The following is a 16,926-nucleotide window of genomic DNA, read 5'->3' as shown; positions in this document are numbered from 1 at the left end:
TCCAGGACCCGAAGATCCTCGCGAAGCTCCGTACGCTCGAGGTCGGACAGTCCCCTGCGGGGGGCTGGAACACCTTCCTCCGTGAGACCACCGCTTAATCGGTCTTGACAACGGGCGTTACGGGCACCGAGGGGGGTGCGGAAGATCCCCCGACGCCCCATGCGAAACTTTTCACATGAGCCTCAGCCGCGCCCCTCGACGCACTCTGCTCGCCGCCGGCGCCGGTGCCCTTGCGGCCGCGCTCACGCTGTCGGCGTGCAGCGGCGACTCCAACGGCAAGTCCGGCGGCGGCGGCGACACCAACTTCGTCACCAGCACCGGCGGAATCTCCACCGCTGCCAAGGGCAAGCGCGTGGCTGCCCCGGAGCTCTCCGGCAAGGACCTGCAGGGCAAGCCGCTCGACCTCGCCGACTACAAGGGCAAGATCGTCGTCATGAACGTGTGGGGCTCGTGGTGCACGCCCTGCCGCAGCGAGGCCAAGTACCTGGAGAAGGTCGCCAAGGACACCAAGGCCCAGGGCGTGGAGTTCGTCGGCATCAACACCCGCGACACCCAGACCGCGCCCGCGCGCGCCTTCGAGCAGGAATTCGGTGTCAGCTACCCGAGCTTCCACGACCCGATCGGCAAGCTGCTCCTGAAATTCCCCAAGGGCAGCCTCAATCCGCAGGCCATTCCCACCACCCTCGTCATCGACCGGGAGGGGAAGATCGCCGCACGCGCGCTGCGCCCCCTCGACGACAAGATGCTCCGCTCGATGGTCGACCCGCTGATCGCGGAGAAGTAGCGTGAACGAGACGGTTTACAACGGGGCACTGCTGCTCGCCCTGCCCATCGCCGTGCTGGGGGGTCTCGTCTCCTTCTTCTCGCCGTGCGTGCTGCCGCTGGTCCCCGGCTATCTCTCGTACGTGACCGGAGTCACCGGCACCGATCTGGCCGAGGCCAGAAAAGGCCGGATGGTCGCCGGGGCTTCCCTCTTCGTGCTCGGCTTCTCCGCCGTCTTCGTCTCGGGCGGGGCGCTCTTCGGCTACTTCGGCGGGACCCTCCAGGAGTACCGGGAGACCCTCACCACCGTCCTCGGCGTGCTGATGATCCTGATGGGGATCTTCTTCATGGGCCTGATGCCCTTCCTCACCCAGCGCGAGTTCCGCTTCCACAAGCGGCCGACGACGGGTCTGGTCGGCGCGCCCGTCCTCGGCGCCCTCTTCGGTGTCGGCTGGACCCCGTGCATCGGCCCGACGCTGAGCTCCGTCAACGCCCTGGCATGGGAGCAGGCCAGCGCGGGCCGCGGCGCGCTGCTGACCCTGGCGTACTGCCTCGGGCTCGGACTGCCGTTCATCCTCGCCGCGGTCGCCTTCCGCAAGGCGCTCGGTGCGTTCGGCTGGGTCAAGCGGCACTATGCGTGGGTGATGCGCATCGGCGGCGGAATGATGATCGTGACCGGCCTCCTGCTCCTCACAGGCGCGTGGGACATCCTCGTGCAGGAGATGCAGGGCTGGTCCGAAGGCTTCCAGGTGGGGATCTGATCCATGAGCAAGACGGCACGGACGGCGGCCGAGGAGTCGGTGGCCGAGGAGACGGTGGCCGAGGAGACGGCGACCGCCCGGCTCTCCACCGCACCTCAGGACGAGCAGGCGGAGCCCGTCGGCGGACCCACTCTCGGCGTCATCGGCTGGATGCGCTGGTTCTGGCGCCAGCTGACGTCGATGCGGGTCGCCCTGATCCTGCTCTTCATGCTCTCGCTCGGTGCGATCCCCGGCTCCCTCGTCCCGCAGAACAGCGTGGACGAGACGAAGGTGGCCGCCTGGAAGGCGAACAACGAGTTCTGGACGCCGGTCTTCGAGAAGCTCCAGCTCTTCGACGTCTACAGCTCGGTGTGGTTCTCCGCGATCTACATCCTGCTGTTCGTCTCGCTCATCGGCTGCATCGTGCCCCGCACCTGGCAATTCGTCGGCCAGCTGCGCAGCCGCCCGCCGGCGGCCCCCAAGCGGCTCACCCGGCTGCCCGCGTACACGACCTGGCGCACGGACGCCGAGCCCGAGGCGGTCCGCCGGGCCGCGCTCGCGCTCCTCAAGAAGCGCCGCTTCCGCTCGCACATCGCCGGTGAGGCGGTCGCCGCCGAGAAGGGCTATCTGCGCGAGGCGGGCAACCTCGTCTTCCACGTCGCGCTGATCGTGATGCTGGTGGCCTTCGCGGCCGGGCAGCTCTTCAAGTCCGAGGGCGGCAAGCTGATCGTCGAGGGCGGTGGCTTCTCCAACACGCTCACCCAGTACGACGACTTCAGGTCCGGCTCCCTGTTCGGCATCGACGAGCTGGCCCCGTTCAGCTTCCGGCTGGACGGCTTCACGGGTACGTACGAGGCCGACGGGCCCCAGCGCGGCACCCCGCGCACCTTCGAGGCGGCCGTGACGTACACGGAGGGCGCGGAGGGCCAGGAGAAGAAGCGCATCATCCGGGTCAACGAGCCCCTGAAGATCGACGGCTCCAAGGTCTATCTGCTCTCCCACGGCTACGCGCCCGTCGTCACCGTCCGGGACGGCAGGGGCAAGGTCGTGTTCCGGGACGCGGTGCCGCTGCTGCCCATCGACAACAACGTCAGCTCCACCGGCGTCATCAAGGTGATGGACGGCTACCGGGACAAGGACGGCAAGAAGGACCAGCTGGGCTTCCCCGCGTTCTTCGTCCCGACGTACGCGGGCAAGGGCCACGGCGAGATGCTCTCGCAGTTCCCCGGCCTCGTCTTCCCGGCCCTGAACCTGGGTGCGTACCACGGCGATCTGCGGGTGAATGCGGGACTTCCGCAGAACGTGTACCAGTTGGACACCAGCAAGATGACGGCGTTCAAGGACGCCAAGGGCGATGTGTTCAAGCAGACGCTGCTGCCCGGCGAGACGATGACGCTGCCCGACGGCGCCGGCTCGGTCACCTTCGAGAAGGAGATCAAGGAGTGGGCCAGCTTCCAGATCTCCCAGCAGCCCGGCAGCGGTCTCGCCCTCGCCGGGGCGATCGCCGCGATCGCGGGGCTCGTCGGCTCGCTCTTCATCCAGCGGCGCCGGATCTGGGTCCGGGCCGTACGGGGCGACTCCTCCACCGGGGGGCTGACCGTCGTCGAGATGGCGGGGCTCGGCCGGAGCGAGTCCGCGAAGCTCGGCGAGGAGCTGGCGGACCTGGCCGTCACTCTCAACGCACAGGCGCCGACCGCGCCTGATCCCGTCCCAGATCCCGATCCTGCCGACACTGTTCCTGCCGAAGGGACCGAGAAGTGCTGACATCCCCGGGGAACGACCCCCGGATCCCCGGTGGCAACCCCACGTGCTCGAAGCCGCATGAATCCTCCCGAGGGGCAACCCAGTGAATCTTGCCGCCGCCAACAACGAGAGCCTCGCCGAGTTCAGCAACGTGCTGATCTACTCCTCGATGGCCGTCTACACCCTGGCGTTCCTGGCGCACATCGCCGAGTGGGTCTTCGGCAGCCGCAGCAAGGTCGGCCGCACCGCCGCCGCGCTGACCGCCCCCGCGGCGGCAGCGGCCGTGACCGCAGGTGCAAGCACCGGCTCCGCAGGAGGCGGCACGACCGTGCTGGAGCGCCCCAAGGTCGTCACGCGCACGGCGGCCGGACAGCGCGACGTCCCGGACGGTCCCGGCGCCGCGGGCGGCACGGCCAAGGGCGACCTCTACGGGCGGATCGCGGTCTCGCTGACCGTCCTCGCCTTCCTCGTCGAGGCGGCCGGCGTCATCGCCCGCGCCGTGTCCGTGCAGCGGGCTCCCTGGGGCAACATGTACGAGTTCTCCACCACCTTCTCCACGGTGGTGGTGGGCGCGTACCTGGGCTTCCTCTTCGCGAAGAAGAACGTCCGCTGGATCGGACTGCCCCTGGTCACCACGGTCCTGCTGGACCTCGGCATCGCCGTCACCTGGCTCTACACCGAGAGCGACCAGCTGGTCCCGGCGCTGCACTCGTACTGGCTGTGGATCCACGTCTCCACGGCGATCTTCTGCGGAGCGGTTTTCTACCTGGGCGCCGTCGCGACGCTCCTGTACCTCTTCCGGGATTCGTACGAGAACAAGCTGGAGAACGGTGGCAACCCCGGCTCCTTCGCCCGCTCGGTGCTGGAGCGCCTGCCCGCCGCGGCCTCCCTCGACAAGTTCGCCTACCGCGTCAACGCCGCGGTCTTCCCGCTGTGGACCTTCACGATCATCGCGGGCGCGATCTGGGCCGGCGACGCCTGGGGCCGCTACTGGGGCTGGGACGCCAAGGAGGTCTGGTCCTTCATCACCTGGGTCGCGTACGCCGCGTATCTCCACGCGCGTGCGACCGCGGGCTGGAAGGGCCGCAAGGCCGCGTACATCGCGCTGGTCGCCTTCGCCTGCTTCCTCTTCAACTACTACGGCGTCAACATCTTCGTGAACAGTCTCCACAGCTACGCCGGGGTCTGACGGATCCGACGCAAAGGCCGGTTCCTGTGACGCAGGTCATGGGAACCGGCCTTTGCCGTACGGACAGATGAATGGGCGTGGAAACACAACTGAGGACGCGTGTGCGCGCAGGCGACCACGACGCCTTCGGCACGCTGTTCGACGCGCACGCCCGCTCCGTCTACCCCCACGCCTACCGGCTCACGGGGGAGTGGGCGGGCGGTCGCGGAGGACGTCGTGTCGCTGACGTTCCTGGAGGCGTGGGCGGCTGCGCGGCAGGGTCGACCCGGAGGGCGGCTCGCTGCCGCCCTGGCTGCTCGGCATCGCCACGAACGTCACGCGCAACACGCGGCGCGCCGGCATGCGGCCGACGGGGTCGGCGCGTCCCGGATCGAGCCCGGCAGGCGGGCGGGTCGAGGCAGCTACCGGCATCTGGAGACCCTGACCGACCCCGGCACGATGCTGGACCGGCTCCGCGAGAACGCCGACGGCGGCGGGAGCAACAGCGAGGAGCAGCAGATGTTCGCCCTTGTCGGTGACCTGATCCGGGAGAACGCCCTGCCCCCTGAGGTCGGCGCCGCGCTCTGCCGCGCAGCGGCGAAGATCCCGGGCGCGGTCGTCGTCGACGACGTGGCCGACGCCGCCGGGCGGCACGGGGTCGCGATCGCCCGCGAGGACGACGGCATCCGCGCGCAGCTGATCTTCGACAGGAACGCCAAGGAACTCCTCGGCGAGCGCGACATCGCCGTCCGTGACACCGAGGACGGACCGGAGAAGGGCGAGCTCGCCGGCACGAGCGCGATCCTGGAGCGCGCGGTGGTCGACCGGGTGGGCGAGACACGGTAGCGGGCCCGGCCCGCACGGGCGACGCTGGTGCCATGACGACCGAAGCGATCCCTCATGGCACCAGCGAGACCCGCGAGGGCGCCGATGGCGACACCCACGTGCTGCACTTCGTGATGCACCTGCCGCACCCCGTGGTGAACGTCTGGGTCGCCGTGGCGACCCCGGAGGGCTTGCCCCAGTGGCTGGCCGCCGCCGACCTGCTGGAGCCGCACCTCGACGGGCGGGTGACGCTCCGGTGGCTCAACGCTCCCGCGGAGGGGGAGGGGACGGTGGTCTCCGGGCGGGTGACGGCCTGGGACAGGGAGGCGGTCGCCGAGTACACCGTCGAGCTCCATGGCCGAATCCGCTTCCACATGGAGCCGGCCCCCGCGGACTCGCTGGCGACGGTCCTGCGCTTCACCAACGAGTTCACCGGGACCGACGAGCAGCGCCTCGACAATCTGGCCGGCTGGCACCAGCACTTCGAGTACCTGGACACCGCGCTCGACGGTCGGCCCATGGACTGGTCCGGCTGGACCCCGGACCGCTTCCGGCAGCTGCGCGACGAGTACGTCAGCCGGCCGTGATCGCGTCCAGCTGGGCCCGCAGATACGTGTGCGAGTCGATGCCCCGCACATCGGTACCCGGATCGCACTCGTAGAAGTAGACGAGCGACATCAGCTCCTCCGCCGGTGCGTCGGCGGGCGGCGGCAGCACCCGATGGCGTCCCGAGCACCAGCGGCCGCCGGTCCAGCGGGCCATGAGGTCCCCGATGTTGACGGTCAGCGCGTCCGGTGCGTACGGGGCGTCCTCCCAGCCGCCCTCGTCCGTGAAGACCTGGAGACCGCCCTTGCCGGTCTGCCGGTCGAGGACGGTGACCGTGCCGAAGTCGGTGTGCGGGCCGATCCGGAACTGGCCGGGCTGCGGCTCGCCGACGGTGTCCCGGCCGGGATACCAGTTGATGTTGAAACCCCAGGTCGGATGTGCGGTGTGCCGGGTGAAGAAGTCCTCGGACTCGCCGAGCGCCACCCCCAGCAGGCCGAGGAGCCGATCCGACAGCGCCCGCATCGCGGCCAGATACGCCTCCACGGCAGGACGCAGCGAGGGACACTCGCCCGGCCAGGTGTTCGACAGGAACCACTCCGCGTCGACCGCCGGGTCGCCGCTCGGTTCCTCCGCAGCGAAGGACAGCGACTCCTTGAGATCGGGCGGCGTCCGCGTGCCCTCCGCGTAGCCGTTGGCCTCCGCCCCGGGCCCGAGCCAGCCGCGCCCGCCGACCCTCACCGCGTACGGCTCCTTCGCCGCCTGCGGGAGGCGGAAGAAGCCGCGGGCCGACTCCCGGATCTCCGACCGCAGGTCCTGGCCGACCCCGTGGCCGGTGACGAGCAGGAAGCCCGCGGTGCGCAGGGCCTCGTCGACGGTGGCGGCGGTCCGGGCGCGGGCCTTCTGGTCCCCGGCGAGCCAGGGCGCCAGGTCGATCACGGGAATGCGGTCACTGGTCATCGCCGATGTCCTCGCTCCACAGCTCGGGGTGCCTGCCGATGAACTCACGCATCAGGGCCGTGCATTCGGGGTCGTCCAGGACCACGACGTCCACGCCGTGCGCGGCGAGCCAGTCATGGGCGCCGTGGAAGGTCTCGGCCTCGCCGACGACGACCCGGGAGATGCCGAACTGCCGGACGAGCCCGGAGCAGTACCAGCAGGGGGAGAGGGTCGTGACCATCGTCGTACCGCGGTACGAGCGCTGCCGCCCGGCCGCCCGGAACGCGGCCGTCTCCGCGTGCAGCGAGGGATCGTCGTCCTGGACGCGGCGGTTGTGGCCGCGGCCGAGGAGGGCACCGTCCGCGCCGTACAGCGCGGCGCCGATCGGGATGCCGCCCTCCGCGAGGCCGGCACGGGCCTCGGCGAGAGCGGTGGACAGCCAGTGCCGTGCCTGCGCCTGGTCCATGACCCCGGCTCCTTCCGCAGCCCGTTCAGCCGGCCCTGCCCGTCAGGACTTGCCCGGGTCCTCGTCCCGCCTGGGGTCCTGCCCCGGATCCTTCGTCGGATCGGTCTCGTCGTCGAGGGACCTCAGGAAGTCCGGGTTGTCGTCCGGGGCCACCCAGCGGTCGCCGCGCTCCGGCCGCACGGCCGTGCGCTTCTTGCCGGCGATCAGCCAGGAGATCGAGCCGACGAGCGGGAAGAGCAGCACGAGGATCGCCCAGATCGGCTTGGGGATGTACCTGATCTCCTGCTCGTCGGTGGAGATGCAGTCGATGAAGGCGTAGATGCTGAGTGCCAGCGGCACCAAGAACATCAGTACCCGAAGCATGGGCGGCCCCCTGCGTGCGGAGATCGGGACCGTGGGCACGGCCCCCGTGACAGCTCCAGCGTAGCGAGTGGCCGATACTGGACGGCATGGCTTACGACGATCTTCGCTCGCTGCTGCGCGCACTGGAGCGCGAGGGCGACCTCAAGCGCATCAAGACCGAAGTCGACCCGTATCTGGAAGTCGGGGAGATCGTCGACCGGGTCCAGAAGTCCGGCGGCCCTGCGCTCCTCTTCGAGCACGTGCGCGGCTCGTCGATGCCGCTCGCGATGAACGTGTACGGGACGGACCGCCGGCTGCTCAAGGCGCTCGGTCTGAAGTCGTACGACGAGATCAGCACGAAGATCGGCGGGCTGCTGAAGCCCGAGCTGCCGCACGGGTTCGTGGGGGTGCGCGAGGCGTTCGGGAAGCTCGGCGCCATGACGCACGTCCCGCCGAAGAAGGTGAAGGACGCCCCGGTGCAGGAGGTCGTCCTGCGCGGGGACGACGTCGATCTGGACCGGCTGCCCGCGCTGTTCACCTGGCCCGAGGACGGCGGCTCCTTCTTCAACCTCGGTCTGACGCACACCAAGGACCCGGAGTCGGGCGTGCGCAACCTCGGGCTGTACCGCCTCCAGCGCCACGACAAGCGCACCATCGGCATGCACTGGCAGATCCACAAGGACAGCCGCAACCACTACCAGGTGGCCGCGCGGCGCGGCGAGAAGCTGCCCGTCGCGATCGCCTTCGGCTGCCCGCCGGCCGTCACGTACGCCTCCACGGCGCCGCTGCCCGGCGACATCGACGAGTACCTCTTCGCCGGCTTCGTCCAGGGCAAGCGCATCGAGATGGTGGACTGCAAGACCGTGCCGCTGCAGGTGCCCGCGCAGGCGGAGGTCGTGCTGGAGGGCTGGCTGGAGCCGGGGAAGGTGCTTCCCGAGGGCCCGTTCGGCGACCACACCGGCTTCTACACGCCGCAGGAGGACTTCCCCGCGCTGACGATCGACTGTGTGACGATGCGCAAGCGCCCGCTGCTCCAGTCGATCGTGGTCGGCCGCCCGCCGACCGAGGACGGCCCGCTGGGGCGCGCGACGGAACGCTTCTTCCTGCCCCTGCTGAAGATCATCGTGCCGGACATCGTGGACTACCACCTGCCCGAGTCGGGGGGCTTCCACAACTGCGCGATCGTCTCGATCGACAAGAAGTACCCGAAGCACGCGCAGAAGGTCATGCACGCGATCTGGGGCGCGCACATGATGTCGCTGACCAAGCTGATCGTGGTCGTCGACTCCGACTGCGACGTCCACGATCTGCACGAGGTGTCGTGGCGGGCGCTCGGCAACACCGACTACGCCCGTGACCTGACGGTGGTCGAGGGCCCCGTGGACCATCTGGACCACTCCTCCTACCAGCAGTTCTGGGGCGGCAAGGCCGGAATCGACGCGACCAGGAAGTGGCCCGAGGAGGGCTACACCCGGGACGGGGGCTGGCCGAACATGGTGCTCTCCGACCCGGACACGGCGGCGCTGGTCGACCGCCGCTGGAAGGAGTACGGCCTGTGAGCCCCATGGCCGTGGGCGGTCCCGCCCTGTTCCTCGGCGCCGACACCCCGTGCGTGGCGCTGGTGCGCCCCGAGCTGGACGTGAACGACCCGGGGCTGCGCCTCGCGGCCGAGCGGGCCGGGGTCTCCCCGGAGGAGTTCGCCGGCCCCGAGGGCACCTGGCAGCTGCTCGCCGACCGGGCCGACGGCGAGAGCCGCGGCTTCGTCCTGCCCGGCTTCGCCGACGCCGAGGCCGCCGCGTTCGCGGACGCCCTGGTGACGGCGCTGGACGGCGACGCCGACTTCGCGCTGGACCTCGCGGACGGTGCGCTCGGCCTGGACGGCCGCACCCGCGGCGACGACCGGGTGGCCCTGCTCGCCCGCGTCACTTCGCCCGACGGCGGTGAGGACCCGCTCGAACTGGAGCTGGGGGCGCTGCCCGTCGCGGACCTCCGCGACGAGCTGGAGGACTTCCGGAGGAGCCTGGTATGACCACCACCGCAGACGGCGTAGTCGGCCCCGGCTCCACGCCGCAGCCGACCGGCAAGGTCAAGGCGTTCCTGCGGCTCGTGATGATCGAGCACTCGGTCTTCGCGCTGCCGTTCGCCTACATCGCGTCCCTCACCGCGATGTTCCAGCTGGACCGGAACATCCACTGGACCGATCTGCTGCTGGTCACCGTCGCGATGGTGGGCCTGCGGACCTTCGCGATGGCCTGCAACCGGATCATCGACCGCGAGATCGACGCCCGTAACCCGCGCACCGCGGGACGGGAGCTGGTCACGGGCGCGGTGTCCGTGCGGTCCGCGTGGACCGGGGCGGGCATCGCGGTCGTGATCTTCCTGGGCGCGGCGGCGCTGCTCAATCCGCTGTGCCTGGCCCTCGCACCCGTCGCGGTCGTCCCGATGGTGGTCTATCCGTACGGGAAGCGCTTCACGAACTTCCCGCACGCGATACTGGGCCTCGCCCAGGCGATGGGCCCGGTCGGCGCATGGATCGCGGTCACCGGGACCTGGTCCTGGGACGCGGTGATCCTCGGCCTGGCGGTCGGCGTGTGGATCGGCGGCTTCGACCTGATCTTCGCCTGCCAGGACGTCCGGGCCGACCGTGCCGAAGGCGTGAAGTCGGTGCCGGCACGCTTCGGGGTGCCGGCGGCGCTGTGGGGTGCGCGGGTGTGTCACGCGGTGACGATGGGCCTGTTCGTCTGGTACGCCCTCGCCACTGGCGCCGGCCTCTTCTTCTGGACGGGACTGGTGATCGTCGCCGTCGCCTTCGGCTACGAGCACACGATCGTGCGCCCGCACGACCTGTCCCGGCTGAACCGGGCGTTCTTCACGGTGAACGGCTTCATCGGCATCGCGCTCTTCGCGTGCGCTCTGCTGGACCTGCTGGCGCGGGGCCTCACGGTGTGAGGCTCACGGTGTGAGCGGGGCCCGCTGCGGGGTGCGGTGGTGGCGGAAGACGAAGGCCGCCGCCACGCCGCCCAGCAGACCGAAGAGGTGGCCCTGCCAGCTCACCCCCGACGCGGTGGGCAGCACGCCCCACAGGATCGAGCCGTAGAACGCCGCCACGAGCAGGCCGACCACCACGTCCACCGCGCTGCGGTCCACGAACCCACGGACCAGCACATAGCCGAAGAGGCCGAACACAACGCCCGATGCGCCCAGCGTGAGGGAGCCCTCGGGTGAGGTCAGCCAGACGCCCAGGCCCGACGCCAGCACGACGGTGGCGACGACCCCCAGGAAGCGGCGTATGCCTCCGAGGGCGGCGAGAAAGCCGAGCACGAGGAGCGGGAACGTGTTGGCCGTGAGGTGGTCGAAGCCGAAGTGGAGGAAGGCCGCGGGGACGATGTCCCGCAGCTCGCCGACCTCGCGCGGCGTGATCCCGTACGGATCGAGGCTGTGGCCCGTCGCGAGGTCCACAACCTCCAGGAGCCACAGCAGCGCGACCCAGCCCAGCATCAGCTTGCCTGCCGCCATCGCCCGGTCGGTCCGGCTCCGTTCGAGTGCCCTGGTCGACATCGCGGCCCCCCTGAGGTCTCTGCGTCTCCCCCGGAAACGTCCGGGAGACCTTACTCAGTTCCGCCACCCTGCGGCCGGATAGGCTCGATGCCATGAATGACGCCAACCGCACCCCGTGGGTCGTCGGGGTCTCCGGGGCGTCCGGGACCCCGTACGCCGCCGCCGTGCTACGCGGACTGCTCGACGCCGGTGAGAGCGTCGACCTGGTGGTGTCGCGGGCATCGCGGCTCACCCTGCTGGACGAGACCGGCATCGCTTTCCGGGACGCCCACTGGCGCGACGATCTGCGCGTGTGGCTGGAGCGGGGTGCCGACGGCAAGCCCGGCACCTTCGCGGTGGACGAGGCCGCGGACGTACGGCACTGGGCCGCAGGGGACCTCGCCGCGGGACCGTCGTCGGGCTCGTACCCCGTCAAGGGGATGCTGATCGTGCCGGCGTCGACCGCGTGTGTCGCGGGCGTGGCGCTCGGACTGTCGAAGGACCTGCTGCAGCGGACGGCGAGCGTGACGCTGAAGGAGCGCCGGAAGCTGGTGGTCGCGGTGCGGGAGACCCCGCTGAACGGGCAGACCCTGAAGCATCTTGTGGCGCTGGACGAGGCGGGCGCTGTCGTCCTGCCCGCCTCTCCGGCGTTCTACGCGGGGGCGACGCACATCCAGGATCTGGTGGACTTCGTCGCGGGGCGGGTGCTGGATGCGGCAGGGGTGCCGCACCGGCTGTACCGCCGTTGGGAGGGGGAGCTGGGTGGTGCCCAGTCCCGAGGTGACTAGGGATCGGACAGGAACCGGGTCCTGCCCGAAGGGGCCTGGGTCCTGTCGGACGGGACCTAGCGCTTCTTGGCCGCGCGGCGGGCGGGACGGGCCGTCCGGTCGGTGCGGTGCGCGGCGGCAGGCTGGTGAGCACGCGAGCGGCTGGCCAGCTCCTGCAGCTGTCGCATGTGGGCGTAGGCCATCTCGATCGTGTACACGGTGAGTGTCATCTCCTGTATGGATCGTCTGTGATCGTTTGAAAAGATTCACAGGGTGTCGGCCCTGTGTGCCTTAGATTCTACACGTAAACTTGCGGTACCGCTGAATAATGGAAGGCTCAGGCATATGGACGCCGTGGATAGGCAGCTCATCCAGGCTCTGCGCGAGAACGGCAGAGCTTCGTACGCCGAGCTCGGCCGGCTCGTCGGACTCTCCGGTCCCTCCGTCACCGACCGCATCAACCGCCTGGAGGCGGCGGGCGTCATCACCGGATACCGCGCGACCGTCGACGCCGCCTCGCTCGGCCTCGGCGTCACCGCGCTGATCGGCATCTCCCTCTCCGACGCCGCCGACCACGAGGATGTGGCGCGCCGGCTGCGCGACCTCGAGGAGATCGAGGACTGCTGGTTCATCGCGGGCGACGACTCGTACATGCTCAAGGTGCGGGTGAGCGACGTCGACGGACTGGAGAAGACGATCCGCCGGCTGTCCGGGACGAAGGGCGTCTCGCGGACGCGTACGACGATCGTGCTCTCCACGAAGTGGGAGAACCGGGTCGGCGAACTTCCCGAAGAGGCCTAGCGCGGAGCGCTGTGGGGGCGCCCTCGCCCCTGAAGTGCGGGGGAGTACGGTGTGTGAGGCCCGATTGGTTGACGTATGGGAGGCGGCTTAATGGACGCGGGGCTCAAGCGCGAGCTGGAGGAGAAGGTCCGCGCCGGCGAGCGGCTCAGCCGCGAGGACGGCATCGCTCTGTACGAGTCGGACGACCTGGCCTGGCTCGGTGGCCTCGCCCACGAGGTGCGTACGCGCAAGAACGGCGACGTCGTCCACTTCAACGTCAACCGGCACCTCAACATGACGAATGTGTGCACCGCGTCCTGCGCGTACTGCTCGTTCCAGCGCAAACCGGGCGAGAAGGACGCGTACACCATGCGCATCGAGGAGGCCGTCCGCCTCGCCAAGGCGATGGAGAACGAGAACCTCACCGAGCTGCACATCGTCAACGGGCTCCACCCCAACCTGCCGTGGCGCTACTACCCGCGGTCGCTGAGCGAGCTGAAGAAGGCCCTGCCGAACGTCTCGCTGAAGGCCTTCACGGCGACGGAGATCCACCACTTCGAGACCATCTCCGGGCTCTCCGCGTCCGAGATCCTCGACGAGCTGATCGAGGCCGGTCTCGAGTCGCTCACCGGCGGCGGCGCCGAGATCTTCGACTGGGAGGTCCGGCAGCACATCGTCGACCACCGCACCCACTGGGAGGACTGGTCGCGCATCCACCGCCTCGCGCACGAGAAGGGTCTGAAGACCCCGTGCACGATGCTGTACGGGCACATCGAGGAGCCCCGGCACCGGGTGGACCACGTCCTGAGGCTGCGTGAACTCCAGGACGAGACCGGCGGCTTCCAGGTCTTCATCCCGCTGCGCTACCAGCACGACTTCGTCGACATGAAGGACGGCAAGGTCCGCAACCGCCTTCAGGCGCGGACGACGATGGCGACGGGCGCCGAGGCGCTCAAGACCTTCGCGGTCTCGCGGCTCCTCTTCGACAACGTCCCGCACGTCAAGGTCTTCTGGGTCATGCACGGCGTCCAGACGGCCCAGCTGGCGCTGCAGCACGGCGCGGACGACATGGACGGCTCGGTCGTCGAGTACAAGATCACGCATGACGCCGACAACTACGGCACCCCCAACAAGCTCACCCGCGACGACCTGCTGGAGCTGATCCGCGACGCGGGCTTCCGCCCGGTCGAGCGGAACACCCGCTACGAGATCATCCGCGAGTACCCGGGCCCGGACGCGGACCGCCGCGAGTCGCCGCAGCCGATGCGGGTCTGACGGTCCGGGGGCTCCCCCGGGGCCGGCGGGAGCGGGTGTCCGTTCTCACAGCCGGACGGGTTCCGGGGGAGTCCCGGCCGGTTGTTACCTTCGGGGCATGGCCCTCGTCTTCCAGCTCGATCCGCCCGTTGGGCCCGCCCTGCGCGACGGAGTGCTCGCGCTCTGGGCGGACGTGTCCAACGCGGGTGGGGCCGTGGGCTTCGTACCACCCGTCACGGCGGACGACATACGGCCCGAGTGGCTGAAGCATCTGGCCGGAATCGCCGAGGGACGGAAGCGGCTGCTCGTCGCGTACGACGAGGACGGGCAGCTCGCGGCCGCAGCCTTCCTCACCCACAACACGCACCGGCTGATGCGGCACTGGATCTGGCTCTACACCGTGATGGTCCACCCTCGCCACCAGGGCAAGGGGTACGGCCGCGAACTGCTCGCCGCCGCCGCCGACGCGGCCCGCGGACTGGGCGGCATCGAGGCGATACGGCTCACCTGCCGCGGCGGCCTCGGCCTGGAGACGTTCTACGCCTCGTGCGGCTACAAAGAGGTCGGACGAGTGCCCAGCGCGATCCGGGTGGCCGAAGGGGACGACCGCGACGACATCACGATGCTGCTCCCCCTGAACTGATCAATTCGGGACGTGCTTCACTGGACGGGCACGTCAGTGAAGGGAAAGGGGCCGTCGTGTCCGACAGCAAGACGAGCGCCACGCTCCGGTACACGCTCATGCGGCTCGGCGTCTTCGCCGGCTGCTTCTTCGTCCTGTGGGGACTCGTGTACCTGAGGGTGCTGCCGCGCGGCCTCGGTGACGCGAACCTGCTGTGGGTGCTGGTCCTCGCCATCGTGATCTCGGCGCCGCTGAGCTTCGTCCTTCTGCGCAAGCAGCGCGACGCGATGTCCGAGCAGATCGTGACGAAGGTCGACCGGGCGAAGTCCCGGCTGGAGGCGAACCGTTCGCAGGAGGACAGCGCCCTCCGGTAATGAGCGGAATGTAAGACTCCTCATATTCGTCCGACACCCCGTACCCGAGCAGCCGCTCCCGTACGGGGTGTTGGCGTGTTCCGGTGCTTCGAGGGGGGCGGCTTTCCGCTTGGCGGGTTCCCGCCTCAAAGCAGGGCTTTGAGGTTCTCAAAGTTCAAGTGTTAACGTGTTGCCCATGACGACAGCAGTGCGCCCTCACGCAGCCATGAGCCCTCCGCTCGTGGCGCGCCTGCACGTCGATCTCTGCCGCTGTATGTCCGCGGTCTGTTGCCGCTCGGTCTGACCCGGCATCACAGCGGCGCCGCCCTGGTTCCTCGTCGTTTCTCCTGGTCCTCAGGCGCGGGCGCCGCACCCTGTCCCCGTACGCCCCCGTACTTCCCTACGCCCTGAGAGCGTGGGGGACCCCCTGATGGAGTGTGTCCGTGTCCGCGAACTCCGCGACGCCCACCCGCACCAGCCGCATACCCGACGTCCCCTTCTGGGCCCAGATCGTCGCCGGTCTCGTGCTCGGCGCCCTGCTCGGCTGGCTGGCCCGCAGCCAGGACATCGACTGGCTGTACAAGACCCTCGAGCAGGTCGGCGGAATCTTCGTCCAGCTGCTGAAGCTGGCGGTCGCCCCGCTCGTCTTCTTCGCGATCCTTGTGTCGATCACCAACCTGCGCAAGGTCAACAACGCCGCCCGACTGGCCACGCACACGCTGCTCTGGTTCATGATCACCTCGCTCATCGCGGTCGCCATCGGCCTCGCGATCGGCCTGATCACCAACCCGGGCGCGGGCACCGGCCTCACCCCGAAGGACGGCCGGAAGCCGGAGCACGCGGGCTCCTGGATCGACTTCCTCACCGGGATCATCCCGACGGACGTCATCACGCCCTTCACCGAGCTGAACGTCCTTCAGATCGTCTTCATGGCGGCCGTCGCGGGAATCGCGGCGCTGGCGCTCGGCGAGCGTGCCAAGCCGATCCTCACCCTCAGCGAGTCCGTCCTCGAGCTGCTCCAGAAGGCCCTGTGGTGGGTCATCCGCCTCGCCCCGATCGGCACGGTCGGCCTCATCGGCTACGCCATCGCCGACTACGGCTGGGACCTCATCGGCAAGTACGCGACCTTCACCGCCGACGTCTACATCGGCTGCGCGCTGGTTCTGTTCGGCGTGTACCCGCTGCTGCTCGCGACCGTCGCGAAGGTCAACCCGCTGCAGTTCTTCAAGGGCGCGTGGCCGGCGATCCAGCTGGCCTTCGTCTCCCGCTCCTCGGTCGGCACGATGCCGGTCACGGTCAAGGTCACCGAGCGTCTCGGCGTGCCGAAGGAGTACACCTCCTTCGCCGTCCCGTTCGGCGCGACGACCAAGATGGACGGCTGCGCCGCGATCTACCCGGCGCTCGCCGCGATCTTCATCGCGCAGATCTTCGGCGTCGAGCTGGGCGTCAAGGAGTACCTGCTGATCGCCTTCGTCTCGGTCGTCGGCTCGGCGGCCACCGCGGGCCTCACGGGCGCGACGGTCATGCTGACCCTGACCCTCTCCACGCTGGGCCTCCCGCTGGAGGGCGTCGGTCTGCTGATGGCGATCGACCCGATCCTGGACATGATCCGCACGGCCACGAACGTTGCCGGTCAAGTAGTAACACCTGTGATCGTGGCTGCTCGCGAGAACATCCTTGACCGCGATGCGTACAGCGCGGCGACGTCGTCACCGATCGACGAGGTGAATGCGCGCGAGACCGAGCCGAAGGTGGCTGTCCCCGTTACGGCCTGACAGGCGTCGGCTCGTTGACTTGATCGACGGAAGCGCCCCGGATCCCATGCGATCCGGGGCGCTTCTCGTCCCATTCCCATCACCGCGGACGGACGGATGCCTGGGTGCAGATCCGTCCGACGGAGTGCTCAGGTGATGTTGTTGTAGATGTTCCAGCCTCCGCCGATTTTGGTGCGGGTGGCGAAGGGGGCGGCGGCGTTGCCGGTGCCGCGGTAGAGCCATAGGGTCCCGGTGGTGTCGCGGGCGACGAGGTCCGACTTTCCGTCGGCGGTGAGGTCACCGGTGGCGCTGAGTTGGTTGTAGATGTTCC

At 69.5% G+C, this 16,926-nt stretch carries 21 protein-coding genes and 1 pseudogene; 16 read left to right on the top strand and 6 right to left on the bottom strand.

The window, feature by feature from the left end; genetic code table 11:
- Nucleotides 1-175: 175 nt before the first annotated feature.
- The 7 genes and pseudogenes from ACWCP0_RS02540 (at nucleotide 176) to ACWCP0_RS02510 (ending at nucleotide 5,825) form a co-directional block, all read left to right on the top strand.
- Nucleotides 176-784 carry a TlpA family protein disulfide reductase gene (locus ACWCP0_RS02540; protein ID WP_451076988.1) on the top strand — a complete coding sequence of 203 codons (609 nt, stop codon included), beginning with the start codon at nucleotides 176-178 and terminating at the stop codon, nucleotides 782-784.
- Nucleotide 785: 1 nt separating this feature from the next.
- Nucleotides 786-1,523, top strand: coding sequence for a cytochrome c biogenesis CcdA family protein (locus ACWCP0_RS02535; protein WP_451076987.1), 738 nt, complete (start codon nucleotides 786-788; stop codon nucleotides 1,521-1,523).
- A gap of 3 nt (nucleotides 1,524-1,526) precedes the next feature.
- Nucleotides 1,527-3,266, top strand: a complete 1,740-nt coding sequence (gene resB, locus ACWCP0_RS02530) for a cytochrome c biogenesis protein ResB (protein ID WP_451076986.1) — start codon at nucleotides 1,527-1,529, stop codon at nucleotides 3,264-3,266.
- 82 nt (nucleotides 3,267-3,348) lie between these two features.
- A complete protein-coding gene (gene ccsB / locus ACWCP0_RS02525) occupies nucleotides 3,349-4,434 on the top strand; it encodes a c-type cytochrome biogenesis protein CcsB (protein WP_451076985.1) in 1,086 nt (361 codons plus the stop codon).
- 71 nt (nucleotides 4,435-4,505) lie between these two features.
- Nucleotides 4,506-4,780 (top strand): annotated as a pseudogene (locus ACWCP0_RS02520) (RNA polymerase sigma factor); the annotation flags it as partial.
- Nucleotides 4,723-5,259 (top strand): CU044_5270 family protein, encoded by a 537-nt coding sequence (locus ACWCP0_RS02515; RefSeq protein ID WP_451077020.1) that lies wholly within the window; start codon nucleotides 4,723-4,725, stop codon nucleotides 5,257-5,259. The pseudogene ACWCP0_RS02520 and the gene ACWCP0_RS02515, both read left to right, overlap by 58 nt.
- A gap of 32 nt (nucleotides 5,260-5,291) precedes the next feature.
- Nucleotides 5,292-5,825, top strand: a complete 534-nt coding sequence (locus ACWCP0_RS02510; RefSeq protein ID WP_451076984.1) for an SRPBCC domain-containing protein — start codon at nucleotides 5,292-5,294, stop codon at nucleotides 5,823-5,825.
- Here the strand turns inward: ACWCP0_RS02510 and ACWCP0_RS02505 are convergent.
- Genes ACWCP0_RS02505 through ACWCP0_RS02495 form a run of 3 tightly spaced genes read right to left on the bottom strand, consistent with a single transcriptional unit; the run spans nucleotide 5,812 to nucleotide 7,549 of the window.
- A complete protein-coding gene (locus tag ACWCP0_RS02505; protein WP_451076983.1) occupies nucleotides 5,812-6,741 on the bottom strand; it encodes an isopenicillin N synthase family dioxygenase in 930 nt (309 codons plus the stop codon). The genes ACWCP0_RS02510 and ACWCP0_RS02505 overlap by 14 nt on opposite strands.
- Nucleotides 6,731-7,186, bottom strand: a complete 456-nt coding sequence (locus tag ACWCP0_RS02500; protein ID WP_451076982.1) for a nucleoside deaminase — start codon at nucleotides 7,184-7,186, stop codon at nucleotides 6,731-6,733. Before ACWCP0_RS02500 ends, ACWCP0_RS02505 begins: the two co-directional genes overlap by 11 nt.
- A 42-nt stretch (nucleotides 7,187-7,228) precedes the next feature.
- Entirely contained in the window at nucleotides 7,229-7,549 is a 321-nt protein-coding gene (locus ACWCP0_RS02495; protein WP_451076981.1) for a PLD nuclease N-terminal domain-containing protein, read from the bottom strand.
- An 86-nt stretch (nucleotides 7,550-7,635) separates the two neighbouring features.
- Between ACWCP0_RS02495 and ACWCP0_RS02490 the strand changes: the two genes are divergently transcribed.
- The 3 genes from ACWCP0_RS02490 to mqnP are packed head-to-tail and all read left to right on the top strand — an operon-like array spanning nucleotide 7,636 to nucleotide 10,477.
- A complete protein-coding gene (locus ACWCP0_RS02490) occupies nucleotides 7,636-9,087 on the top strand; it encodes a menaquinone biosynthesis decarboxylase (RefSeq protein ID WP_451076980.1) in 1,452 nt (483 codons plus the stop codon).
- 5 nt (nucleotides 9,088-9,092) lie between these two features.
- Nucleotides 9,093-9,557: a hypothetical protein gene (locus ACWCP0_RS02485; RefSeq protein WP_451077019.1), complete on the top strand. Its 465-nt coding sequence runs from the start codon at nucleotides 9,093-9,095 to the stop codon at nucleotides 9,555-9,557.
- The gene (gene mqnP / locus ACWCP0_RS02480; protein WP_451076979.1) at nucleotides 9,554-10,477 is read left to right on the top strand and encodes a menaquinone biosynthesis prenyltransferase MqnP; all 924 of its coding nucleotides are present in this window, start codon (nucleotides 9,554-9,556) and stop codon (nucleotides 10,475-10,477) included. Before ACWCP0_RS02485 ends, mqnP begins: the two co-directional genes overlap by 4 nt.
- 3 nt (nucleotides 10,478-10,480) lie before the next feature.
- Here the strand turns inward: mqnP and ACWCP0_RS02475 are convergent, their stop codons facing one another.
- Nucleotides 10,481-11,086 carry a rhomboid family intramembrane serine protease gene (locus ACWCP0_RS02475; protein ID WP_451076978.1) on the bottom strand — a complete coding sequence of 202 codons (606 nt, stop codon included), beginning with the start codon at nucleotides 11,084-11,086 and terminating at the stop codon, nucleotides 10,481-10,483.
- A 92-nt stretch (nucleotides 11,087-11,178) separates the two neighbouring features.
- On the opposite strand from ACWCP0_RS02475, the gene ACWCP0_RS02470 reads away from it, so the two are divergent.
- Nucleotides 11,179-11,853, top strand: coding sequence for a UbiX family flavin prenyltransferase (locus ACWCP0_RS02470; protein WP_451076977.1), 675 nt, complete (start codon nucleotides 11,179-11,181; stop codon nucleotides 11,851-11,853).
- Nucleotides 11,854-11,909: 56 nt separating this feature from the next.
- Here the strand turns inward: ACWCP0_RS02470 and ACWCP0_RS02465 are convergent, their stop codons facing one another.
- Entirely contained in the window at nucleotides 11,910-12,062 is a 153-nt protein-coding gene (locus ACWCP0_RS02465; RefSeq protein WP_451076976.1) for a hypothetical protein, read from the bottom strand.
- Nucleotides 12,063-12,177: 115 nt separating this feature from the next.
- Here ACWCP0_RS02465 and ACWCP0_RS02460 point away from each other — a divergent pair, with 115 nt between their 5' ends.
- From ACWCP0_RS02460 to ACWCP0_RS02440, 5 genes are all read left to right on the top strand, one after another.
- Nucleotides 12,178-12,633, top strand: coding sequence for an Lrp/AsnC family transcriptional regulator (locus ACWCP0_RS02460; RefSeq protein WP_451076975.1), 456 nt, complete (start codon nucleotides 12,178-12,180; stop codon nucleotides 12,631-12,633).
- Nucleotides 12,634-12,723: 90 nt separating this feature from the next.
- Complete coding sequence (mqnE, locus tag ACWCP0_RS02455) at nucleotides 12,724-13,887, top strand: aminofutalosine synthase MqnE (RefSeq protein WP_351226770.1); 1,164 nt, start codon at nucleotides 12,724-12,726, stop codon at nucleotides 13,885-13,887.
- A 97-nt stretch (nucleotides 13,888-13,984) separates the two neighbouring features.
- Nucleotides 13,985-14,509 (top strand): N-acetyltransferase family protein, encoded by a 525-nt coding sequence (locus ACWCP0_RS02450; RefSeq protein WP_451076974.1) that lies wholly within the window; start codon nucleotides 13,985-13,987, stop codon nucleotides 14,507-14,509.
- Between the two features lie 56 nt (nucleotides 14,510-14,565).
- Nucleotides 14,566-14,862 carry a DUF4229 domain-containing protein gene (locus ACWCP0_RS02445; protein WP_451076973.1) on the top strand — a complete coding sequence of 99 codons (297 nt, stop codon included), beginning with the start codon at nucleotides 14,566-14,568 and terminating at the stop codon, nucleotides 14,860-14,862.
- A gap of 422 nt (nucleotides 14,863-15,284) precedes the next feature.
- Nucleotides 15,285-16,616, top strand: coding sequence for a dicarboxylate/amino acid:cation symporter (locus ACWCP0_RS02440; protein WP_451076972.1), 1,332 nt, complete (start codon nucleotides 15,285-15,287; stop codon nucleotides 16,614-16,616).
- A 128-nt stretch (nucleotides 16,617-16,744) separates the two neighbouring features.
- Here ACWCP0_RS02440 and ACWCP0_RS02435 read toward each other — a convergent pair.
- On the bottom strand, nucleotides 16,745-16,926 hold a 182-nt coding region (locus ACWCP0_RS02435; RefSeq protein WP_451076971.1), incomplete at its 5' end, for an FG-GAP-like repeat-containing protein.

It is taken from the genome of Streptomyces sp. NPDC001970 (genome assembly GCF_053594115.1).
Note: the sequence above shows the minus strand (reverse complement) of the source record. Positions and strands in the feature narration are given on the sequence as shown.